The 20356-nt window shown below is 71.5% G+C and carries 20 protein-coding genes; 14 read left to right on the top strand and 6 right to left on the bottom strand.

What is annotated here, in order from left to right; genetic code table 11:
• Positions 1-55: 55 nt before the first annotated feature.
• Both OG444_RS26380 and OG444_RS26375 read right to left on the bottom strand, forming a co-directional pair.
• Positions 56-352: an MTH1187 family thiamine-binding protein gene (locus OG444_RS26380; protein ID WP_301366420.1), complete on the bottom strand. Its 297-nt coding sequence runs from the start codon at positions 350-352 to the stop codon at positions 56-58.
• Positions 349-693, bottom strand: coding sequence for a DUF3817 domain-containing protein (locus OG444_RS26375; protein ID WP_327264494.1), 345 nt, complete (start codon positions 691-693; stop codon positions 349-351). The genes OG444_RS26380 and OG444_RS26375 overlap by 4 nt, the downstream gene beginning before the upstream one ends.
• Before the next feature lie 198 nt (positions 694-891).
• Between OG444_RS26375 and OG444_RS26370 the strand changes: the two genes are divergently transcribed.
• The 5 genes from OG444_RS26370 to OG444_RS26350 all read left to right on the top strand — a co-directional run bounded on the left by OG444_RS26370 (position 892) and on the right by OG444_RS26350 (position 4228).
• Positions 892-1530, top strand: a complete 639-nt coding sequence (locus OG444_RS26370; RefSeq protein WP_327264493.1) for an AIM24 family protein — start codon at positions 892-894, stop codon at positions 1528-1530.
• Positions 1530-2180, top strand: a complete 651-nt coding sequence (locus tag OG444_RS26365) for an AIM24 family protein (RefSeq protein ID WP_327264492.1) — start codon at positions 1530-1532, stop codon at positions 2178-2180. Before OG444_RS26370 ends, OG444_RS26365 begins: the two co-directional genes overlap by 1 nt.
• An 11-nt stretch (positions 2181-2191) precedes the next feature.
• On the top strand, positions 2192-2995 hold the full coding sequence (locus OG444_RS26360) for an AIM24 family protein (RefSeq protein ID WP_327266937.1): 804 nt from the start codon (positions 2192-2194) through the stop codon (positions 2993-2995).
• 65 nt (positions 2996-3060) lie between these two features.
• Positions 3061-3537 (top strand): MarR family winged helix-turn-helix transcriptional regulator, encoded by a 477-nt coding sequence (locus tag OG444_RS26355; RefSeq protein WP_327266936.1) that lies wholly within the window; start codon positions 3061-3063, stop codon positions 3535-3537.
• A 118-nt stretch (positions 3538-3655) separates the two neighbouring features.
• Complete coding sequence (locus tag OG444_RS26350; RefSeq protein ID WP_327264491.1) at positions 3656-4228, top strand: PepSY domain-containing protein; 573 nt, start codon at positions 3656-3658, stop codon at positions 4226-4228.
• Between the two features lie 176 nt (positions 4229-4404).
• Here OG444_RS26350 and meaB read toward each other — a convergent pair whose 3' ends face one another.
• A complete protein-coding gene (meaB, locus tag OG444_RS26345) occupies positions 4405-5367 on the bottom strand; it encodes a methylmalonyl Co-A mutase-associated GTPase MeaB (protein WP_327264490.1) in 963 nt (320 codons plus the stop codon).
• Positions 5368-5453: 86 nt separating this feature from the next.
• Positions 5454-6653 carry an acetyl-CoA C-acetyltransferase gene (locus tag OG444_RS26340; protein ID WP_327264489.1) on the bottom strand — a complete coding sequence of 400 codons (1200 nt, stop codon included), beginning with the start codon at positions 6651-6653 and terminating at the stop codon, positions 5454-5456.
• A 135-nt stretch (positions 6654-6788) separates the two neighbouring features.
• Here OG444_RS26340 and mce point away from each other — a divergent pair, with 135 nt between their 5' ends.
• From mce to OG444_RS26305, 7 genes are all read left to right on the top strand, one after another.
• Positions 6789-7217 (top strand): methylmalonyl-CoA epimerase, encoded by a 429-nt coding sequence (mce, locus tag OG444_RS26335; RefSeq protein ID WP_008738238.1) that lies wholly within the window; start codon positions 6789-6791, stop codon positions 7215-7217.
• A 193-nt stretch (positions 7218-7410) separates the two neighbouring features.
• Positions 7411-11967 (top strand): polarized growth protein Scy, encoded by a 4557-nt coding sequence (gene scy, locus OG444_RS26330; RefSeq protein WP_327264488.1) that lies wholly within the window; start codon positions 7411-7413, stop codon positions 11965-11967.
• Positions 11968-12162: 195 nt separating this feature from the next.
• The gene (locus tag OG444_RS26325) at positions 12163-13101 is read left to right on the top strand and encodes a cellulose-binding protein (protein WP_327264487.1); all 939 of its coding nucleotides are present in this window, start codon (positions 12163-12165) and stop codon (positions 13099-13101) included.
• A 102-nt stretch (positions 13102-13203) separates the two neighbouring features.
• On the top strand, positions 13204-14202 hold the full coding sequence (locus tag OG444_RS26320) for an ATP-binding cassette domain-containing protein (RefSeq protein WP_327264486.1): 999 nt from the start codon (positions 13204-13206) through the stop codon (positions 14200-14202).
• A gap of 2 nt (positions 14203-14204) precedes the next feature.
• The gene (locus tag OG444_RS26315; protein ID WP_327264485.1) at positions 14205-14981 is read left to right on the top strand and encodes an ABC transporter permease subunit; all 777 of its coding nucleotides are present in this window, start codon (positions 14205-14207) and stop codon (positions 14979-14981) included.
• A 153-nt stretch (positions 14982-15134) separates the two neighbouring features.
• Positions 15135-16265 (top strand): ABC transporter ATP-binding protein, encoded by a 1131-nt coding sequence (locus tag OG444_RS26310; RefSeq protein WP_327264484.1) that lies wholly within the window; start codon positions 15135-15137, stop codon positions 16263-16265.
• Positions 16262-17098: an ABC transporter permease gene (locus OG444_RS26305; protein ID WP_327264483.1), complete on the top strand. Its 837-nt coding sequence runs from the start codon at positions 16262-16264 to the stop codon at positions 17096-17098. The genes OG444_RS26310 and OG444_RS26305 overlap by 4 nt, the downstream gene beginning before the upstream one ends.
• A gap of 182 nt (positions 17099-17280) precedes the next feature.
• Here the strand turns inward: OG444_RS26305 and OG444_RS26300 are convergent, their stop codons facing one another.
• Positions 17281-17607: an ATP/GTP-binding protein gene (locus OG444_RS26300; protein ID WP_327264482.1), complete on the bottom strand. Its 327-nt coding sequence runs from the start codon at positions 17605-17607 to the stop codon at positions 17281-17283.
• 229 nt (positions 17608-17836) lie between these two features.
• On the opposite strand from OG444_RS26300, the gene OG444_RS26295 reads away from it, so the two are divergent.
• Positions 17837-18868 carry an LLM class flavin-dependent oxidoreductase gene (locus OG444_RS26295; RefSeq protein WP_327264481.1) on the top strand — a complete coding sequence of 344 codons (1032 nt, stop codon included), beginning with the start codon at positions 17837-17839 and terminating at the stop codon, positions 18866-18868.
• Between the two features lie 186 nt (positions 18869-19054).
• On the opposite strand, the gene OG444_RS26290 is transcribed toward OG444_RS26295, so the two are convergent.
• Complete coding sequence (locus OG444_RS26290; protein WP_327264480.1) at positions 19055-19447, bottom strand: SCO5389 family protein; 393 nt, start codon at positions 19445-19447, stop codon at positions 19055-19057.
• A 220-nt stretch (positions 19448-19667) separates the two neighbouring features.
• Between OG444_RS26290 and nucS the strand changes: the two genes are divergently transcribed.
• Complete coding sequence (gene nucS, locus OG444_RS26285; RefSeq protein ID WP_327264479.1) at positions 19668-20339, top strand: endonuclease NucS; 672 nt, start codon at positions 19668-19670, stop codon at positions 20337-20339.
• Positions 20340-20356: the final 17 nt, after the last annotated feature.

Below are 20356 nucleotides of genomic sequence, written 5' to 3'. Positions count from 1 at the left end.
GGAGGCCGGGGGCGCTTTCGGAAATACGGGTGGAAGCCGGGCGGGTGAGGGCGGGTCAGCCCTCGGCGAGGTGCCGCTCGACCGTCTCGACCTTGGAGGTGATCCCGTCGTGGACCCCGGGGCGGATGTCGGCCTTCAGGATGAAGGAGACGCGGGGCGCCCTCTCCTCGACGGCGGCCACCGCGCGCCGGACGACGTCCATGACCTGGTCCCAGTCGCCCTCGACTGTCGTGAACATCGCGTCGGTGCGGTTCGGCAGCCCGGACTCGCGGACCACCCGGACCGCGTCGGCGACGTACTCGCCGACCTCTTCGCCGACCCCCAGCGGGGTCACCGAGAACGCGACGATCACGCCCCGGCCGCCTCGCGCGCACGGGCCGCGATCACGCTGTCGCCCTCGTCACGCTTGAGGAGCTTGTCGCCGTAGAGCCCCCCGAAGGGCACGACCGCGAGCGCGAAGAACAGCACGACCTTCTTGAAGGGCCACTTCGCCTTGTTCCAGACGTCCAGCAGGAAGACCGCGTACAGGACGAACAGGATCCCGTGGATGACGCCGAGCGGCATCATCAGGTAGTCGATGTCCGAGACCCGGCTCAGCAGCGAGCCGAAGATCAGCAGGGCCGGGAACGACAGCGCCTCCGGAACGGAGACGAGGCGCAGGCGGTGCAGGGCGGAGGCGGTCTTGATGTCCACGTGGAACCTTCGGGGTGGAGGCCAGGGTCGGCTCCAGTGTCTCAGCCGCTTTACGGGATCTTGACCCGGCCCCTCCCCCTCCGCGGCCTCCGCGGCGGGCCGGGAGAGGGGACGGCATCGCCCCCATATCTCCCGGGTGTGGCATATATCAGCCACGGGGCCCTGTTCGGGGTCGCCCGCTGCCGATAACGTCTCCCCGTGGCTCAGTTCCGACTCCAAGGCAGCAAGGTGCTGGCCGTCGACCTGACCGGGGATGCCGTGAAAGCGAAGAACGGCTCCATGGTCGCGTACGACGGGCAGATGGCCTTCAAGAAGATGTCCGGCGGTGGCGAAGGCCTCCGCGGCATGGTGACCCGCCGGCTGACCGGCGAACAGATGACAGTGATGGAAGTGCAGGGGCACGGCACCTGCTTCTTCGCCGACCGCGCGAGTGAGATCAACCTGGTCAACCTGCGCGGCGAGAAGCTCTACGTCGAGTCCAGCAACCTGCTGTGCACCGACGCCGGTCTGCGCACCGGTACCACCTTCACCGGCCTTCGGGGAGCGACGACCGGCAACGGCCTGTTCACCACCACCGTCGAGGGATCGGGCCAGGCCGCGATCATGTCCGACGGGCCGGCGGTGGTGCTACGCGTGAGCGCCCAGTACCCGCTCTCCGTCGACCCCGGCGCGTACATCGCGCACACGGGCAACCTCCAGCAGTCCTTCCAGTCCGGTGTGAACTTCCGCACACTCATCGGCGAGGGCTCGGGCGAGGCGTTCCAGATCCGCTTCGAGGGCGAGGGCCTGGTCTACGTGCAGCCCAGCGAACGCAACACCGTCGGGGGCGACATCTGATGCCGTTCCGCGAGATCAACTCGAAGATGGTCGAGGCCCAGGTCGTCCCGGGCCAGAAGATGTACAGCCAGCGCGGCGCGATGCTCGCGTACCGCGGCGACGTCTCCTTCACCCCGAGCCTGACGGGCGGTCAGGGCGGGGTCATGGGCATGATCGGGCGCCGGGTGGCGAACGAGCAGACCCCGCTGATGTCGGTCGAGGGCAGCGGCACCGTGATGTTCGGCCACGGCGGCCACCACATCCAGGTCATCAACCTGACCGGCGAGACCCTCTACGTCGAGGCCGACCGGCTGCTCGCCTTCGACGGCAGCCTCCAGCAGGGCACGATGTTCATGGGCTCCCAGGGCGGGGTCATGGGCATGGTCCGCGGCCAGGTGACCGGCCAGGGCCTCTTCACCACCACCCTCAAGGGCCACGGCTCCGTCGCCGTGATGGCCCACGGCGGGGTCATCGAGCTGCCGATCACCCCCCAGCGCCCGATCCACGTGGACCCGCAGGCGTACGTCGCCCACCACGGCGACGTGCGCAACAAGCTGTCCACCGCGCTCGGCTGGCGCGACATGGTGGGCCGCGGCTCGGGCGAGGCGTTCCAGCTGGAGCTGTCCGGCCAGGGCGCGGTGTACGTACAGGCCTCCGAGGAGAAGCTGTGAATTTTGGCCCCGTGACCGGCGGACCGGGCGGCCCGACGGTCTTCGACCCGTACACGCTGCCCTCCGACGACAACGTGAACGCGTACACCTTCTGCGTGGAGCTCAAGGGGAGCCAGTGGTTCCTGCAGAAGGGCAAGATGATCTCCTACTACGGGCAGATCGAGTTCAACGGGATCGGCAACGGCCGCTTCGACCGGCTGCTGCGCACCAGCTTCCACTCCCCCCTGCACGCCAGCGACTGGGTGGTCGCCGAGGGCTCCGGCAAGATGCTGCTGGCCGACCGGGCCTTCGACGTGAACTCGTACGACCTGGACAACGGCAACCTGACCATCCGGTCGGGCAACCTGCTCGCGTACCAGCCCTCCCTCGCCCTGAAGCAGTCGATCGTCCCGGGTTTCCTGACGTTGATCGGAACCGGGAAGTTCGTGGCGGCGTCCAACGGTCCGGTGGTGTTCATGGAACCGCCGCTGCGCGTGGACCCGCAGGCGCTCGTGGGCTGGGCGGACTGCCCCTCGCCGTGTCACCACTACGACCACAAGTACATGACGGGCGTGATGGGCGGACTGCGTTCGCTGACCGGCATCGGGGGCAGCTCGGGCGAGGAGCACCAGTTCGAGTTCGTCGGTGCGGGGACGGTGCTGCTGCAGTCCTCGGAGATGCTGATGGCGGAGCAGGCGATCGGCGCGGTCGGCGCCGGCGCGGCGACGGGCAACGCGCAGGGCGTCCCCGGTGCCGGCCAGGGCCCGATGGGGCAGCTGGGCGTGCCGCGGATGCCGGGACAGCTGGGTGATCTCCAGCGTCGTTTCGGTCTGTGATCCTCCGAATGTCAGATTTTTTGTACGTAATTCAACTTCTTAGGTAGAGTTCATTCATGGAGACCATGGAGACCGAGACGGCCACGCGCTGGCTGACCGACGCCGAACAGTGCGCCTGGCGCACCCATCTGGACGTCAGCAGACTGCTGATGCACCAGCTGGAAAAGGATCTCCAGCCTTTCGGACTCACCAACAACGACTACGAGATCCTCGTGAACCTCTCGGAGTCGAAGGACCACCGGATGCGCATGAGCGATCTCGCGACCGCCACGCTGCAGTCCAAGAGCCGGCTCTCGCACCAGATCACACGCATGGAGACGGCTGGCCTGGTCCGCCGGGTGAACTGCGAGTCCGACCGCCGCGGTCTGTACGCGGTGCTCACGGACGAGGGCATGGAGACGATGCGCAAGGTCGCCCCGCACCACGTGGCGTCCGTCCGCCAGCACTTCATCGACCTGCTGCCGCCGGACGCCCTGGCGGCGCTGCGCGCCTCGCTCGCCCCGGTCGCGGAGCACCTGCGCGACAACCGCGGCAAGATCTGAGGCCGGCGCGCTCGACGCGCCGCGAACGGCGGCCGGCCGGACAATGGGCACTGTTCGCCTGAAGCCGGCCGCCGCCGGGCAACCGTGCGCACCCTGGCCGGCCCGAGGAGGTCCAGCCATGAAGCGCAATCTGTGCATCTCCACGGCCGTGTCCGTCGTCCTGATGGCGGGAGGCCCGGTGGCGGTCGCGGCAGCGGCCACCGCCGACACGGCGAGAACGCTCGTCCCCGCCGTCGCCGTACAGGCCGACGTGACCGCCGAAGGGGCCGCCGCGGCGGCCCTGAAGCACTACCCGGGCGTCGTCGAGTCCCTCGACAAGGACGGCGACGTCTGGCACGTCGACGTGATCAGCAAGGACGGCAAGGGGCACGCCGAGCTCGAGGTCTCCGCGAGCGGCACGGTCACCGAGCAGAACCGGGACACCGACGAGAACGCGGCGGAGAACAAGGCCCTGGTCGCCGCCAAGGTCACGGCCGAGGACGCGATGAAGGCCGCACTGGCCGCGCACCCCGGGCAGGTCTGGTCCGTCAGCTGGGACGACGACGAGGACGGCGACGCCCACACCTGGGACGTCGAGGTGCGGTCGCCCGACGGCAAGACCTGGAACGCCCAGGTGGACCACGCCACGGGCAAGGTCACCCAGTCCGGCTCGGACGACGGTGACGGGAACGACGAGGACGGCGACAACTGACGGCGGACGGCATCTCACGGCGACCGGAGCCCGTGGAGGGTCTGCACGCGCCGCAGCCCGGCTGCGCGGCTGCGGGCCCGCCCGCGGCCGCCCCGGGGCCGCAGGAGGCCGTCAGGGCCCGTCAGGGCCGCCCACGCGCCCCTGACGGCCCGGCCCGGGGCCGGGCCGTCAGGGGCTCAGGCCTCCGTCAGCGTCGCCAGCAGCGCGTCCGCGGCCGCGTAGGGGTCCAGCTCGCCCACGGCCACCCTGGCGGCCAGCGCGTCCAGGTGCGCGTCGCCGTGCAGGTCCGCCATCCGCGCCCGCAGCGCCGTCACCGCGATCGTCTCGACCTCCCGGGCCGCCCGGGCCGCCCGGCGCTGCGCCAGCACCCCGCGCTCGTCCATCCACGCCCGGTGCTTCTCCAGCGCCTCGACCAGCTCGTCGATGCCCTGGGCGCGGGCCGCGACCGTCTTGACGATCGGCGGCCGCCAGTCGTCCCGGCCGCGCGCCTCGCCGAGGCCCAGCATGTGGTTCAGCTCCCGGGCCGTCGCGTCCGCCCCGTCCCGGTCCGCCTTGTTGACCACGTACACGTCGCCGATCTCCAGGATGCCCGCCTTGGCGGCCTGGATCCCGTCGCCCATCCCTGGCGCCAGCAGCACCACCGAGGTGTCGGCCTGCGAGGCGATCTCCACCTCCGACTGCCCGACGCCGACCGTCTCGACGAGGATCACCTCGCAGCCGGCCGCGTCCAGCACGCGGATCGCCTGCGGCGCGGCCCAGGCCAGCCCGCCCAGGTGGCCGCGGGTGGCCATGGAGCGGATGTAGACCCCGGGGTCCGAGGCGTGGTCCGACATCCGCACCCGGTCGCCGAGCAGCGCCCCGCCCGAGAAGGGCGAGGAGGGGTCGACGGCGAGGACGCCGACCCGCTTGCCGGCCTTGCGGTACGCGGACACGAGCGCCGAGGTCGAGGTCGACTTGCCGACGCCCGGCGACCCCGTCAGCCCCACCACGTACGCCCCGCCCGTCAGCGGCGCCAGCGCGGCCATCACCTCGCGCAGCTGCGGGGACGCCCCCTCGACCAGCGAGATCAGCCGGGCCACCGCTCTCGGCCGGCCCTCACGCGCCTGGGCCACCAGCTGGGGGACGTCCACCGCCGTCATACGTGCTGCGCTCCTCGGTTCTCGTACGGGTTCGTGCCGTGCGGGCCGCCGGGCTCCCGTGGCGGGGCCCGGCGGCCTGGCGCCGGTTACTTGGCGACGCGGACGATCAGCGCGTCGCCCTGGCCGCCGCCGCCGCACAGCGCGGCCGCGCCGACGCCGCCGCCGCGGCGCTTGAGCTCCAGCGCCAGGTGCAGCACCACACGGGCGCCGGACATGCCGATCGGGTGCCCCAGGGCAATGGCGCCGCCGTTGACGTTCACCTTTTCCGGGGTCACGCCGAGGTCCTTCATTGACTGCACGGCGACCGCGGCGAAGGCCTCGTTGATCTCGATGAGGTCCAGGTCGGAGACCTCCAGGCCCTCCTTCTTCAGGGCGTGCAGGATCGCGTTGGACGGCTGCGACTGGAGCGAGTTGTCGGGGCCGGCCACATTGCCGTGGGCGCCGATCTCGGCGATCCACTCCAGGCCGAGCTCCTCGGCCTTCGCCTTGCTCATCACGACCACGGCGGCCGCGCCGTCGCTGATCTGGGAGGAGGTGCCGGCGGTGATGGTGCCGTCCTTGGCGAAGGCCGGACGCAGCTTGCCGAGGGACTCCACCGTGGTCTCCGGGCGGATGCCCTCGTCGGTCGAGAAGATCACCGGGTCGCCCTTGCGCTGCGGGATCTCCACGGGGACGATCTCGGCCTCGAAGACGCCGTTCTTCTGCGCGGCCGCGGCCCGCTGGTGCGAGGAGGCGGCGAACTCGTCCTGCGGGGCGCGCTCGATGCCCAGGCGGGTGTTGTGCTTCTCGGTGGACTCGCCCATCGCGATGTTCTCGAAGGCGTCGGTGAGGCCGTCGTAGGCCATCGCGTCGAGCATCTCGATGGCGCCGTACTTGAAGCCCTCGCGCGACTTGGGCAGCAGGTGCGGGGCGTTGGTCATGGACTCCTGGCCGCCGGCGACCACGATGTCGAACTCACCGGCGCGGATCAGCTGGTCCGCCAGCGCGATCGCGTCCAGGCCCGAGAGGCACACCTTGTTGATCGTGAGGGCGGGCACGTTCATCGGGATGCCGGCCTTGACCGCCGCCTGGCGGGCGGGGATCTGGCCCGCGCCGGCCTGCAGCACCTGGCCCATGATCACGTACTGCACCTGGTCGCCGGAGATCCCGGCCCGGTCCAGCGCGGACTTGATGGCGAAGCCGCCGAGGTCGGCACCCGAGAAGGACTTGAGCGAGCCGAGCAGGCGCCCCATGGGCGTGCGGGCCCCGGCGACGATCACAGAAGTGGTGTTGTTCGATCCGGACATGAGGCACAGCCCCTTGGATGAGGAGTGAACGAGGGTTTACGTGAATGTACTGGGCGGTACCGCAGCGGTCACCGGGCTGCCGGTGTGATCGCGCGCACGTTGCGTGACCACCCCCTTCGGCGGTGCACTGTCACCATGCTGACAAGAATCGACCACATCGGGATCGCCTGCTTCGACCTGGACAAAACCGTCGAGTTCTACCGTGCCACGTACGGCTTCGAGGTGTTCCACTCCGAGGTCAACGAGGAGCAGGGTGTCCGCGAGGCCATGTTGAAGATCAACGAGACGTCCGACGGCGGCGCCTCCTACCTCCAGCTCCTGGAGCCCACCCGCGAGGACTCCGCGGTGGGTAAATGGCTGGCCAAGAACGGCGAGGGCGTCCACCACATCGCCTTCGGCACCGAGGACGTCCAGGGAGACTCCGAGGCCATCCGCGGCAAGGGCGTCCGCGTCCTCTACGACCAGCCCCGCACCGGCTCGATGGGCTCCTCGATCACCTTCCTGCACCCCAAGGACTGCCACGGCGTTCTCACCGAACTGGTCACCTCGAACCCCGAGCACTGACGGACCACTGATGGCCCGATTCCCCGGCCGGTAGAGTGGCCATGGCTCGGCCGGGGTTCGGTGCGGAGACGGGGTCGGGGCCTGTGACCCCTGCCCCGGTATCTGACACCATTCCCCCGGGGGCGTCGTTCAGCGGGCGAGCGATGCTCATTTGGGAGTGAGCTTGCGACCAGGGGACGGATGGGACCGCGCTGTGCGGGGCTACGAAAGCCAGGAGAGCCATCAGGCCGAGGCCGACCATCTCTCGCGCTTCGAGGCCGAGATGGAGCGGCTGAAGAAGGAGCGCGGGAAGGCCGTCCAGCACGCTGAGGACCTGGGATACCAGGTCGAGGTGCTGCGCGCCAAGCTTCACGAGGTACGACGCTCACTGGCGTCCCGCCCCGCCTACGACGGCGCGGACATGGGCTACCAGGCGGAGCAGCTGCTCCGTAATGCCCAGATCCAGGCCGACCAGATGCGCTCCGACGCCGAGCGCGAGCTGCGCGACGCCCGGGCGCAGACCCAGCGCATCCTCCAGGAGCACGCCGAGCACCAGGCGCGCCTGCAGGCCGAGCTGCACGCCGAGGCCGTCAACCGCCGCCAGCGCCTGGACCAGGAGCTGGGCGAGCGGCGCCAGACCGTCGAGGCCCACGTCAACGAGAACGTGGCCTGGGCCGAGCAGCTGCGCGCCCGTACGGAGTCCCAGGCGCGCCGGCTGATGGAGGAGTCCCGCGCCGAGGCCGAGCAGTCCCTGAACGCCGCCCGCGCCGAAGCCGCCCGGGTCGCCGAGGAGACCCGGCGCCGGATGGCCGCGGACGCCGAGACCGCCCGTGCGGAGGCCGAGTCCACCCTGCTGCGCGCCCGCAAGGAGGCGGAGCGGCTGCTGACCGCCGCCTCCTCTCAGGCCCAGGAGGCCAGCGAGCACGCGGAGCGGCTGCGCTCCACCACGTCCGCCGAGGCCGAGCACACCCGGCAGCAGACCCTGGATCTCGGCCGGCTGGCCGAATCCCGGGTGCAGGAGGCCGACTCCGCCCTGCGCGAGGCCCGCGCCGAGGCCGAGAAGCTCCTCGCGGAGGCAAAGGAGAGCTCCACCCGGCAGCTGGCGTCGGCGGAATCCGTCAACGAGCAGCGCACCCGCACCGCCAAGGAGCAGGTCGCCCGGCTGGTCGGCGAGGCCACGAAGGAGGCCGAGGCCCTCAAGGCGGAGGCGGAGCAGGCCCTGGCCGACGCCCGCGCGGAGGCCGAGCGGCTGCGCTCCGAGGCCGGCGACAGCGCCCGTACGGCCGCGGCCGAGGACATGGCGGCCCAGCTGGCGAAGGCCGCCCGCACCGCCGAGGACGTACTGAACAAGGCCTCGGAGGACGCCCGGGCCACCACCCGGGCCGCGTCCGAGGAGGCCGAGCGGATCCGCCGCGAGGCCGAGACCGAGGCCGACCGGCTGCGCCTGCAGGCGGCGACCACGGCCGACGAGCTCAAGGGCGCCGCGAAGGACGACACCGAGGAGTACCGGGCCCGCACGGTCGAGCTCCAGGAGGAGGCCCGGCGGCTGCGCGGCGAGGCCGAGCAGCTGCGTGCCGAGGCCGTCGCCGAGGGCGAGCGGATCCGCGGCGAGGCCCGCCGCGAGGCCGTCCAGCAGATCGAGGAGGCGGCCCGTACCGCCGAGGAACTGCTCGGCAAGGCCAAGTCGGACGCGGACGAGCTGCGCGGCGGGGCGACCGCCGAGAGCGAGCGGGTGCGCGCCGAGGCCGTGGAGCGGGCCGGCACCCTGCGCAAGCAGGCCGAGGAGACCCTGGAGCGGACCCGCGCGGAGGCCGAGCGGCTGCGCGCCGAGGCCGAGGAGCAGGCCGAGGCCGTACGGGCCGAGGCTGACGCCGCGGCCCTCGCCCGGCGCGAGGAGACCGAGCAGGCCGTGGCCGCGCGGCGCGCGGAGGCCGACGAGGACCTCGTACGGCTGCACACGGAGGCCGAAGGCCGGCTGACGACGGCCGAGCAGACGCTGCGCGACGCCCGTGGTGCGGCGGAGAACATCCGCCGGGAGACGACGGAGGAGAACGACCGGCTGCGCGCCGAGTCGGCGGAGCGGATCCGCACCCTGCAGGCGCAGGCGGAGACGGAGGCCGACCAGCTGCGCACCGAAGCGGCGCAGGACACCGGGCGGGTGCGCGCGGAGGCCGAGCAGTCCGCCGTACGGCTGCGCGGCGAGGCCGAGGCCGAGGCGGAGCGGGTGCGCTCCGAGGCGCAGGAGACCGCGGACCGGCTGCGCGCGGAGGCGAAGGCCGCCGCCGAGCGGGTCGGCGAGGAGGCCGCGGAGGCGCTGGCCGCCGCTCAGGAGGAGGCCGCCCGGCGTCGCCGGGAGTCCGAGGAGACCCTGGCGTCGGCGCGGACCGAGGCGGAGAGCGAGCGGGCCCAGGCCCGCGAGCAGAGCGAGGAACTGCTGGCGCAGGCCCGCAAGCGCTCCGAGGAGGCGCAGGCCGAGGCGGTCTGGCTGACGGAGGAGGCCGAGCGCCGCGCGTCGGAGGTCGTGGCGGCGGCGGAGGCCACCGCCACGCAGGTGCGCGACTCCGTGGCCGGGCTGCACGAGCAGGCCGAGGAGGAGATCGCCGGACTGCGCAACGCCGCCGAGCACGCGGCGGAGCGTACGAGGACGGAGGCCGAGGAAGAGGCCGGCCGGGTCCGCAGCGACGCCTACGCGGAACGGGAGCGGGCCACCGAGGACGCCAACCGGATCCGCAGCGAGGCGCGCGCCGAGACGGACGCGGCGAAGTCGCTGGCGGAGCGGACTGTCGGCGAGGCGATCGCCGAGGCGGAGCAGCTGCGCAGCGACACCGCCGAGTACGCGCAGCGGGTGCGTACGGAGGCCACCGACGCGCTGGCCGCGTCCGAGCGGGACGCGGCCCGGACCCGGGCCGACGCCCGGGACGACGCGAACCGCATCCGCGGCGAGGCGGCGGAGTCCCTGGAGGCCTCCCGCGCCGAGGGCGCGCGGATCACGGCCGAGGCGACGGCGGAGGCCGAGCGGCTCACCGAGGAGACCCGCGCCGCGAACGCGGCCACCGTCGACGAGGCGAAGGCCGAGGCCGAGCGGATCACCACCGACGCGTCCGAGATCGCCGAGGCCACCCGTATCGAGGCCGCGGGCATCCTGGACGAGGCACGCGCCGAGGGCAACCGGCTGCGTACCGAGGCCGCGGAGCAGATCGACCGGCTCATCACCGAGGCCTCGGCGGAGGCGGACCGGCTCACGGAGGAGACCCGCGCCGCGAACGCGGCCACCGTCGGCGAGGCGACGGCCGAGGCGGAGCGGGTCACCTCGGCGGCGGCCCGGCTCAAGGCCCAGGCGGCCGACACCCTGGCGAGCGCCGAGCGCGACGCCGCCCGGATCATGGTGGACTCGCGTGCCGAGGGCGACCGTCTGATCGACGAGACCCGCGTGGCCAACGAGGCCACCGTCGGCGAGGCGGCGGCGGAGGCCGACCGGCTGCGCGCCGAGGCGGCCCGGGTCCTGGACGACGCCCGCGCGGAAGGCGGCCGGATCATCGGCGAGGCCACCGCGGAGGCGGACCGCGTCACGGTCGCGGCGAACGAGACGCTGGCGGGCGCCGAGCGCGACGCCGAGCAGACGCTGGACGAGGCGCGCGCCGAGGCGAACCGGCTGCGCACCGAGGCGGCCGAGCAGGCGGACCGGCTCGTCGCGGAGGCCGTGTCCGAGGCGGAGAAGCTCACCGCGCAGACCCGCAAGGACAACGAGCGGACGGTGGGCGAGGCGGCCGGCGAGGCCGAGCGGCTGCGCGCGGACGCGTCGGAGGCGCTGTCCTCCGCCCAGGAGCACGCGACCCGTACCCGGTCGGAGGCCGAGCGCGTCAAGGCGCAGGCGGCGGCCGAGGCGGAGCGCAACCGCGGCGAGGCCCGCGCGGAGTCCGAGCGGCTGCTGGACGAGGCCCGCGAGGCGGCCAACAAGCGCCGCAGCGAGGCCGCGGAGCAGGTCGACCGGCTCATCACAGAGGCCTCGGCGGAAGCCGAGAAGCTCACGGCCGACGCGCAGAAGCAGGCCCTCGCCGCGACGACGGCGGCCGAGGAGCAGGCGGACGCGATGGTCGACGCGGCCCGCAAGGAGGCCGTGCGGATCACCTCGGAGGCGACCGTCGAGGGCAACTCCATGGTGGAGAAGGCCCGTACGGACGCGGACGAGCTGCTGGTCGGCGCGCGCACGGACGCGGCCGCCATAAGGGAACGGGCGGAGGAGCTGCGCGGCCGCGTCGAGGGCGAGGTCGAGGAGCTGCACGAGCGGGCCCGCCGGGAGTCGGCCGAGCAGATGAAGTCGGCCGGTGAGCGCGTGGACAAGCTGGTGCGCGCGGCCACCGAGCAGAGCGTCGAGGCCGAGGCGAAGGCCAAGGAGCTGGTCTCGGACGCGAGCAGCGAGGCGAGCAAGGTGCGCATCGCCGCGGTCCGCAAGGCGGAGGCGCTGCTCAAGGAGGCCGAGCAGAAGAAGGCCGAGCTGACCCGGGAGGCCGAGAGCACGCTCGCCGAGGCCAAGGCGGAGGCGGAGCAGCTCGTCGACGAGGGCCGCCGCGAGCTGGAGGTCCTGGTGCGCCGTCGCGAGGACATTCAGGCGGAGATCTCCCGTGTCCAGGACGTTCTTGAGGCGTTGGAATCATTCGAGGCGCCTTCGGGCGGCGGAAAGCCGGCGGTCGGCGGTCAGGGCGCGGGGGGCGTGAAGGCCGGGGCGACAGCGGGTTCCACTCGTTCGGGTGGCAGGGCGTCGGAGGGGTAGCCAAATGCTCAGCGATGTGTGCACCTGATGAAGGTTCAGGCGAACGAGTGACAAGCGTTCTCTCGCCTTGCCACTCAAAAGGGGTGTCATTGTCCAGATCAAACGCGGATTGACTCGATGACACGCCGTCTGGGCGCCTAGGATTCCCCTAACACCTCACGTAGCACCTCATCGGTCTCATTCGACAGGAACCCCATGAGCGACACTTCCTCCCCCTTCGGCTTCGAGCTCGTGCGGCGTGGTTACGACCGCGGTCAGGTGGACGACCGCATTACCAAGCTGGTCTCCGACCGCGACAGCGCCCTTGGACGAATCAACTCTCTGGAAAAGCGGATCGAGGAGTTGCACCTCGAGACGCAGAACGCCCAGGCCCAGGTGAACGACGCCGAGCCGTCGTACGCCGGTCTCGGCGCCCGGGTCGAGAAGATCCTGCGGCTGGCCGAGGAGGAGGCGAAGGACCTGCGCGAGGAGGCCCGTCGCGCGGCCGAGCAGCACCGTGAGCTCGCCGAGTCGGCCGCCCAGCAGGTGCGCAACGACGCCGAGTCGTTCGCCGCCGACCGCAAGTCGAAGGCGGAGGACGAGGGCGTCCGTATTGTCGAGAAGGCCAAGGGCGACGCCTCCACCCTGCGCGCCGAGGCCCAGAAGGACGCGGCCTCCAAGCGCGAGGAGGCCGACGCCCTGTTCGAGGAGACCCGCGCCAAGGCCGCCCAGGCCGCCGCGGACTTCGAGACCAACCTCGCCAAGCGCCGTGAGCAGTCCGAGCGCGACCTCGCCTCCCGCCAGGCCAAGGCCGAGAAGCGTCTCGCGGAGATCGAGCACCGCGCCGAGCAGCTGCGCCTGGAGGCCGAGAAGCTGCGTACGGACGCCGAGCGCCGGGCCCGCCAGACCGTGGAGACCGCGCAGCGCCAGGCCGAGGACATCGTGGCCGACGCCAACGCCAAGGCGGACCGCATCCGCAGCGAGTCCGAGCGCGAGCTGGCGGCGCTCACCAACCGCCGCGACTCCATCAACGCGCAGCTGACCAACGTCCGCGAGATGCTGGCGACGCTCACCGGTGCGGCCGTCGCGGCGGCCACCCCGATCGTCGACGACGAGCCCGTCACCCGCGGCGTCCCGGCGCAGCAGAGCCGCTGATCACCGACGGGCAGGGCGCACCCGCCCCCCGTTCGCCCGTTCGAGGGCCCTATGTCACCTGTAGAGGTGGCGTAGGGCCCTCGGGCGTTCTAGCGTGGCCGCATGATCGAGCTTGAGGGCCTCACCAAGCGATTCGGTGCGACGACCGCCGTGGACCACCTCAGCTTCCAGGTCAGACCGGGGGTGGTGACCGGCTTCCTCGGCCCCAACGGGGCCGGCAAGTCCACGACCATGCGCATGATGCTCGACCTCGACAACCCGACCAGCGGCACGGTCCGGGTGTACGGGAAGCACTACCGCGACCTGCAGGAGCCGTTGAAGCACGTCGGGGCGCTGCTGGACGCGAAGGCCATGCACGGTGGCCGGAGTGCGTACAACAACCTCCTGTGCCTGGCCCAGTCGAACCGCATCCCGCGGCAACGGGTCGGCGAGGTGCTGGATCTGGTCGGTCTGACGCCCGTGGCGAAGAAGAAGTCCAAAGGATTTTCGCTGGGAATGAGCCAACGGCTGGGAATCGCCTATGCATTGCTGGGCGATCCGGAAATCCTGATGTTCGACGAGCCGGTCAACGGTCTGGATCCCGAGGGAATTCTCTGGATCCGCAATCTGATGAAGGGCCTGGCGGCCGAGGGAAGGACGATCTTCGTCTCCTCCCACCTGATGAGCGAAATGGCGCTGACCGCAGATCATCTGGTCGTCATCGGACAGGGAAAGCTGCTGGCAGACCTGCCGATGGCCGATTTCATCCAGCAGAACTCACGCAGTTACGTCCGGCTGCGCTCGCCGCAGCAGGAGCGCCTCAAGGACCTGCTGCACGAGGCCGGGATCGATGCCGTCGCCGTTCCGGCCACCGGCACTCTGGAGATCGACGGTGTGAGTGCGGAGCGGCTCGGCGAGCTGGCCGCCGAGCACCGGATCGTGCTGCACGAACTCAGTCCGCAACGGGCCTCGCTGGAGGAAGCCTTCATGCGCATGACCGCCGACTCCGTCGAGTACCACGCCCACGCACCGGGCGCCGGGGCGAGTGACAACCCGGCCCGGCCGGCCGATGTTCCCGCCTGGGGCGCCGGCTTCGGGGCGACGCACAAGGGAGGCGAGTGAACATGGCCTTCACCGCCGTCCTGCAGTCCGAGTGGACCAAGATCCGCACGGTCGCCTCCACCAGCTGGACCCTGATCGTCTCGCTGGTGGTCACCGTCGGCATCGGCGCCGCGATCTGCGCCTTCGTCAACGCGAGCTTCCAGGACATGCCCCCGGCCCAGCAGGCCACCTTCGACCCCACCCAGGTGAGCTTCGCCGGGATGACCCTCGGCCAGCTGGCGATGATCGTCTTCGGGGCGCTGGTGGTCGGCACCGAATACAGCACCGGCATGATCCGCACCTCGCTGGCCGCCGTACCGCGCCGGGAGCACTTCCTGCTCGGCAAGCTCGTGGTGGCGACGGCCCTGGCCCTGCTGGTCGGCCTCCTCACCAGCTTCCTGTCCTTCTTCATCGGCCAGGCCCTGCTGGGCGGGCGCAGTATCGGGATCGGCGAGGAGAACGTGCTGCGCGCGGTGGTCGGTGCGGGCCTCTACATGGCCCTGCTCGCCCTGTTCTCGATGGGGGTGACCACACTGCTGCGCAGCTCGGTCCTCTCGATGTGCCTCCTGATCCCGTTCGTCCTGGTCCTCCCGGCCATCCTGGCCATCGCCGAGGCGACCCGGAAGGTGGGCATGTACCTGCCCAACCAGGCGGGATCCAGGATCATGCAGGTCGTGCCCAACGGGATGGACACCGCCGACACCCCGTACGGCCCGTGGGGCGGCCTCGGGATCATGACCCTGTGGGCGCTCGCCGCAGTACTCGGGGGCTACGTCGTCCTCAAGAAGAAGGACGCCTGACCCCGCGCCCCCCGCTGAAGTACTACGGGTGATGCCCGGGTCGGTCTCAGGGGCGGCTCAGGGATCCGGCCGGGGACGGAACCACAGGAACCTCGTTATCCTCTTAACCCTTACGCGGGCGAAAGTCGTCCCGGCCTGGTAAGGGGCAGCAAGATGATCGAGGCAGTCGGCCTGACCAAGCGCTACGGCGCCAAGACCGCCGTCGAGCAGCTGTCCTTCCAGGTCAAGCCGGGTCACGTCACCGGATTCCTGGGACCCAACGGCTCCGGCAAGTCGACCACCATGCGCATGATCGTCGGCCTCGACCGGCCCACGTCCGGTCATGTCACGATCAACGGCCGGCCCTTCCGGGACCTGCCGAACGCCCAGCGGCACGTAGGGGCCCTGCTCGATGCCAAGGCCGTCCACGGCGGCCGGCGGGCCCGCGCCCACCTGCTGTCCATCGCCCAGCTCTCCGGGATCCCGGAGAAGCGGGTGGACGAGGTGCTGGCCGTGGTCGGCCTCCAGGACGCCGCCCGGCAGCGTACGAAGGGCTTCTCGCTCGGCATGGGCCAGCGGCTCGGCATCGCCACCGCCCTGCTCGGCGACCCGCAGGTGCTCCTGTTCGACGAGCCGGTCAACGGTCTCGACCCCGAGGGCATCCTCTGGGTCCGCAATCTCATGCGCCGCCTCGCCGCCGAGGGCCGCACCGTCTTCGTCTCCTCGCACCTGATGAGTGAGATGGCGCTGACCGCCGACCACCTGATCGTGATCGGCCGGGGCCGGCTGCTGGCCGATATGGGCACCCAGGAGTTCATCGCGCACAACTCGGCCGGATTCGCTCGGGTGCGCGCGGCCGACACTGATCCTGATGGCCGGGACGCGCTGGGTAAGGCCCTCGCCGAGGCGGGTGGCCGGGTCCTCCAGGAGCCCGGCGGAGCACTGCGCGTGACCGGCCTGGAGCTGCCGCGGATCTCCGATCTCGCGCACGGGGCCGGCGTACGGCTGTGGGAGCTGTCTCCGCACCGGGCCTCGCTGGAGGAGGCGTACATGCGGATGACCCAGTCCGCCGTCGAGTACACCTCCACCGACGACCCGCGGGCCGAGCTGTGGGAGCCGGAGCCGCTCTCCCTCCCGGCCTGGGAGGAGGAGTCGGAGGCGGCGGCCCCCGAGGTCCCGCAGACCGGCTTCTACGCGCCCCCGCCGCCGGGGGCGGGCGGGCAGCCCTTCCTGATGCCCAGCAAGCCGGGCGAGCTCGCGAGCGCCGCCAGGAACACCCCGCACACCCCCGAGGACACCCGATGACCGCGACGACCACGACGGTGGAGCAGCCCGGGAACTACAGCTCCCCCCTCGCCACGCCGCGGCCGCACCTGGGGCACGCCATGGCCTCGGAGTGGACCAAGCTGGTCTCGCTGCGCTCCACCCTGTGGACGCTGGGCTCGCTCGTGCTGACCGTGGTCGGCATCGGCCTGATCGTCGTCTCGCAGACCGCGGACGGGGACTACTCGCAGATCAACTTCACCACGCCCGCGCTCGTCGGCCTGATGGTCGGCCAGCTCGCGGTGATGGTTCTCGGCGTCCTGACCATCACTTCGGAGCACGGCACCGGGCTGGTGCGGACCACGTTCACGGCCGCCCCGGACCGGTACCGGGTGCTCACCGCGAAGTACCTCGTCTTCAGCATGGCGGCCTTCGCCACCACCACGCTGTCGGTCTTCGTGGTCGGGATCACCGCGGCCGTCGTGCGCGGCGGCTCCGCGTCCGGCCCGCACGCGGTCGGCGAGTGGTTCGGAGCGCTGGCCGGCTGCGGCTACGTCACGCTGCTCGGCGTGCTCGCGCTCGCCATCGGCTCCCTGGTACGGCACTCCGCCGGTGGGATCGCCGTCATGCTGGGCGTGGTCACGCTGCCGCCGGTGATCGGGGCCATGCTCAGCATGTGGGAGGCCGTCGCGGCCGCCGGTGAGCTCATCCTGCGCCACAACGTGCCGGTGGCGCTGATGACGCTGTTCGGTCTGCCGCAGGGCGGCGACGTGGGCCCGGAGCCGAGCACCCTCTCGCAGCTGATGCTCATCGTGCTGGTCACGGGCGGCGCGGTGGCTGCCTCGTACGTGATCGTCGGCCGCCGGGACGTCTAGGCCGTCTCTTTCGGATCTTGTCGGCCGAGCCCGCGTTGTCCGGTGCCGTGCATCGCAAGGCGGAGGAGCTCCCCGCGTACTGGACGTACTCGGGAGCCCCGACAACGCAGCGAGGTGCGGCACCGGGCAGCGCGGGCCCGGCAAGATCGAAAGAGACGGCCTAGGCCGGGGCCTTCGCCCGGTCAGTACCGGGGAGCGTTGCGGGACCGCTGCACCTTCGTGGTGCGGCGGTCCTTCGCGTTCCAGCAGGCCTTGTGCCAGTGGCGGCGGTCGTCCACGCCGCCGTACTCGGGCCAGGCCACCAGGTGCGGGGTCCCGGAGGGGATCTCCTGGTCGCATCCGGGGCAGCGGTAGCGCTTGCCCGCAGCGCTCGCGCCGGCCACGTGCCGGACCTTCCAGTCCTCGCCCTGGTACTCCTCCGTGCGCTCCAGCCCGTAGCGGTCGAGGCCGGTGCCGGGGCGTTCTTCCGGAGTCTCGCCGCCCCTGGGGCGGTTGTTGCGCGGTGACACGTATACCTCACGGATGGGCGGACGGCAGTGACTTTCTCCCAGACTACGCGCAGCGAGGCCGGGTACCCGCAGGGTGGCTGATGAAGGCCGGCGCGCGAAGAGGAATGGCCCGACAATCCCAATAACTTTCGTGTCAGCCCGTGCCTTTGGCACGTGTCAGACGTTGTTGCCATAGGAAGAACCGGTCCACCTGGGGGAGGCCGCGTCAGCCGCGAGGAGGCTAAAGGCGATGCGCGTAGGAGCGTTTGTACTGGCGGCCCAGTTCCCGGGCCAGGGACAGGGAGAGGCACTGCACCGGGCGGTGCGGACCGCCGAGGTGGCCGAGGAGGCCGGGCTCGACTCGGTCTGGCTCGCCGAGCACCACTTCGTGCCGTACGGGGTCTGCCCCTCGGCGGTGACCCTGGCGGCCCTGATGCTGGGCAGGACCCGGCGGCTGCGGGTGGGGACGGCGGTGAGCGTGCTGCCGAGCACGCATCCGGTGGCGCTCGGGGAACAGGCGGCCCTGCTGCACGTGACCTCGGGCGGCCGGTTCACCCTCGGGGTGGGCCGCGGCGGGCCGTGGGTCGACCTGGAGGTGTTCGGGGGCGGCCTGGACAGTTACGAGAACGGCTTCCCGGAGGCCCTGGACCTGCTGCGGCGGTGGCTGACCGAGGCGCGGGTGGGGGCCGCCGGCGAGCGGTACGGATTCCGCGAGGTGGCCGTCGTACCGCGGCCCTCGGAGGCCCTGGACGGGGACGTGGCCGGGCCCGAGGTCATCGTGGCCTGCACCTCGGCCGCGTCGGTACGGATGGCCGCGGAGCGGGGGCTGCCGATGCTGCTCGGGATGCACTGCGGGGACGAGAGCAAGGCCGAGATGGTCGCGCTGTGGCGCAGCACGGCGCTCGCGGCGGGCCACTCGCGCGAGCTCGTGGCGGGAGCGGGACACGTCTCGGCCGGAGTGTGCCAGATCGCAGACCGTACGGCGGACGCGCGAGAGACCCTGCTGAAGGCGATGCCGGGCTGGCTCAAGCAGGGCCTCGACGCGCATGTGACGGTGGACGGCCGCGTGCGCGCGATGCGGGATCCGGTCGCCTATACGGAACTGCTGTGCGACCTGCACCCGGTGGGCACCCCTGAGGTGGCGGCGGACCGGCTGGCGGCCACGTCGGCACGGACGGGCATCACGCGCTTCGCCCTCCTGACGGAGGGCAGCGGCGATCTCGCCGCGACGGAGGAGAACGTCCGACGACTCGGCGCCGAAGTCCTTCCCCGCCTCGGCTGAGACCTGCCGGTCCTGCCCGGGCCGTTTCCCGCGGATCACGCCCGTGCGGCACGATCCGCAGGAGACGGCCCAGGTTCTGTCGTCAAAGCAGCGCCGCCCGGGCCCGCGACGTCCGGTGCCGGGCGTCGCGGGTCCGGGGGCACACCACCCGGCGGTGGCCGGGGGGAGGAACTCTGACGACAGGACCTAGCAGTCGCGCAGCTCCGGCGACTGGTTGAGCAGCTGACCACGTATCGAAGTGAACTTGGCCAGCCGGTCGTCCACCGAGGGATCCAGCGGGAAGACCGCCAGCCGGTGGCAGTTCTGGAATGCCAGGCGCACTCCGAAGTGCCGCTGCAGCGCACCGCGTATCGCGTCACTCGCGAGGGCGCGCAGCAGCTGCCCCCGCGCCTGCTCGTCCGGCGGCGGCGTCTGGTTGTCGGCGAACTCTCCGCCGTCCACCTTCAGCTGGGCCACCAGCGAGCTGATCATCTCCCAGGCGTAGGGCAGGGAGGTCCGGACGCAGTCGACGAAGGCGGCTTCGTCGACCTCGCCTCGCTCGGCCTGTTCGAGTAGGGCCGGTGAGACGTCGAGCGACATGGGTTCTCCTCTCGCGACCCCGGCTGTTTGGGTTGCCGGAGTCTTACGGGCAGGGAAGGAGGTCGCGACGCAGAGTGCACGCTCGACAACCTCCCGCTCACCACGGTAGGCGTCCCATGGGTGACGCACCAGGAGAATGCGCATACAACGCGCCATCGGCGAACGGGGCTTTCAGGGGCGAATCGCGTGAAGGCGCATCCGTCGAGTAGCGTTGCCGACCATGCGTCTCGTCATTGCCCGCTGCTCCGTCGACTACGCGGGCCGGCTCACCGCCCATCTGCCCTCGGCACCCCGTCTGATCCTCGTGAAGGCCGACGGCAGTGTCTCGATCCACGCGGACGACCGAGCGTACAAACCGCTCAACTGGATGTCGCCGCCGTGCACCCTCAAGGAGGGGAGCGGGGACGAGGCCAACGTGTGGACGGTCATCAACAAGGCGGGCGAGAAGCTCATCATCACCATGGAGGAAGTCCTGCACGACTCCTCCCACGAGCTGGGCACGGACCCGGGGCTCATCAAGGACGGCGTCGAGGCACACCTGCAGGAACTGCTGGCGGACCGCATCGAAACGCTGGGCGAGGGCTACACGCTGATCCGGCGCGAGTACATGACGGCGATCGGCCCGGTCGACATCCTGTGCCGGGACTCCTCCGGTGCGACGGTGGCCGTGGAGATCAAGCGCCGCGGCGAGATCGACGGTGTCGAGCAGCTGACCCGCTACCTCGAACTCCTCAACCGCGACCCGCACCTGGCCCCGGTCCGCGGCATCTTCGCGGCCCAGGAGATCAAGCCGCAGGCGAAGGTCCTGGCGACGGACCGCGGGATGGACTGCGTGGTGCTGGACTACAACGCGCTGCGCGGCATCGAGGACGACAAGCTCCGCCTGTTCTGATCCTCCGGTCCTTCTGT

It is taken from the genome of Streptomyces sp. NBC_01232 (assembly GCF_035989885.1).
Classification (GTDB): domain Bacteria; phylum Actinomycetota; class Actinomycetes; order Streptomycetales; family Streptomycetaceae; genus Streptomyces.
The sequence above is the reverse complement of the archived record's forward strand: the minus strand, read 5'-3'. Positions and strand labels throughout refer to the sequence as shown.

Coding starts and splice junctions, on each gene's coding strand:
- mce (WP_008738238.1), top strand. CDS start 6,789: ATGCTGACAAGAATCGACCACATCGGGATCGCCTGCTTCGACCTGGAC.
- meaB (WP_327264490.1), bottom strand. CDS start 5,367: ATGACGGCGGTGGACGTCCCCCAGCTGGTGGCCCAGGCGCGTGAGGGC.
- OG444_RS26320 (WP_327264486.1), top strand. CDS start 13,204: ATGATCGAGCTTGAGGGCCTCACCAAGCGATTCGGTGCGACGACCGCC.
- OG444_RS26290 (WP_327264480.1), bottom strand. CDS start 19,447: ATGTCGCTCGACGTCTCACCGGCCCTACTCGAACAGGCCGAGCGAGGC.
- OG444_RS26305 (WP_327264483.1), top strand. CDS start 16,262: ATGACCGCGACGACCACGACGGTGGAGCAGCCCGGGAACTACAGCTCC.
- OG444_RS26355 (WP_327266936.1), top strand. CDS start 3,061: ATGGAGACCGAGACGGCCACGCGCTGGCTGACCGACGCCGAACAGTGC.
- OG444_RS26325 (WP_327264487.1), top strand. CDS start 12,163: ATGAGCGACACTTCCTCCCCCTTCGGCTTCGAGCTCGTGCGGCGTGGT.
- OG444_RS26315 (WP_327264485.1), top strand. CDS start 14,205: ATGGCCTTCACCGCCGTCCTGCAGTCCGAGTGGACCAAGATCCGCACG.
- OG444_RS26340 (WP_327264489.1), bottom strand. CDS start 6,653: ATGTCCGGATCGAACAACACCACTTCTGTGATCGTCGCCGGGGCCCGC.
- nucS (WP_327264479.1), top strand. CDS start 19,668: ATGCGTCTCGTCATTGCCCGCTGCTCCGTCGACTACGCGGGCCGGCTC.
- OG444_RS26295 (WP_327264481.1), top strand. CDS start 17,837: ATGCGCGTAGGAGCGTTTGTACTGGCGGCCCAGTTCCCGGGCCAGGGA.
- OG444_RS26350 (WP_327264491.1), top strand. CDS start 3,656: ATGAAGCGCAATCTGTGCATCTCCACGGCCGTGTCCGTCGTCCTGATG.
- OG444_RS26365 (WP_327264492.1), top strand. CDS start 1,530: ATGCCGTTCCGCGAGATCAACTCGAAGATGGTCGAGGCCCAGGTCGTC.
- OG444_RS26310 (WP_327264484.1), top strand. CDS start 15,135: ATGATCGAGGCAGTCGGCCTGACCAAGCGCTACGGCGCCAAGACCGCC.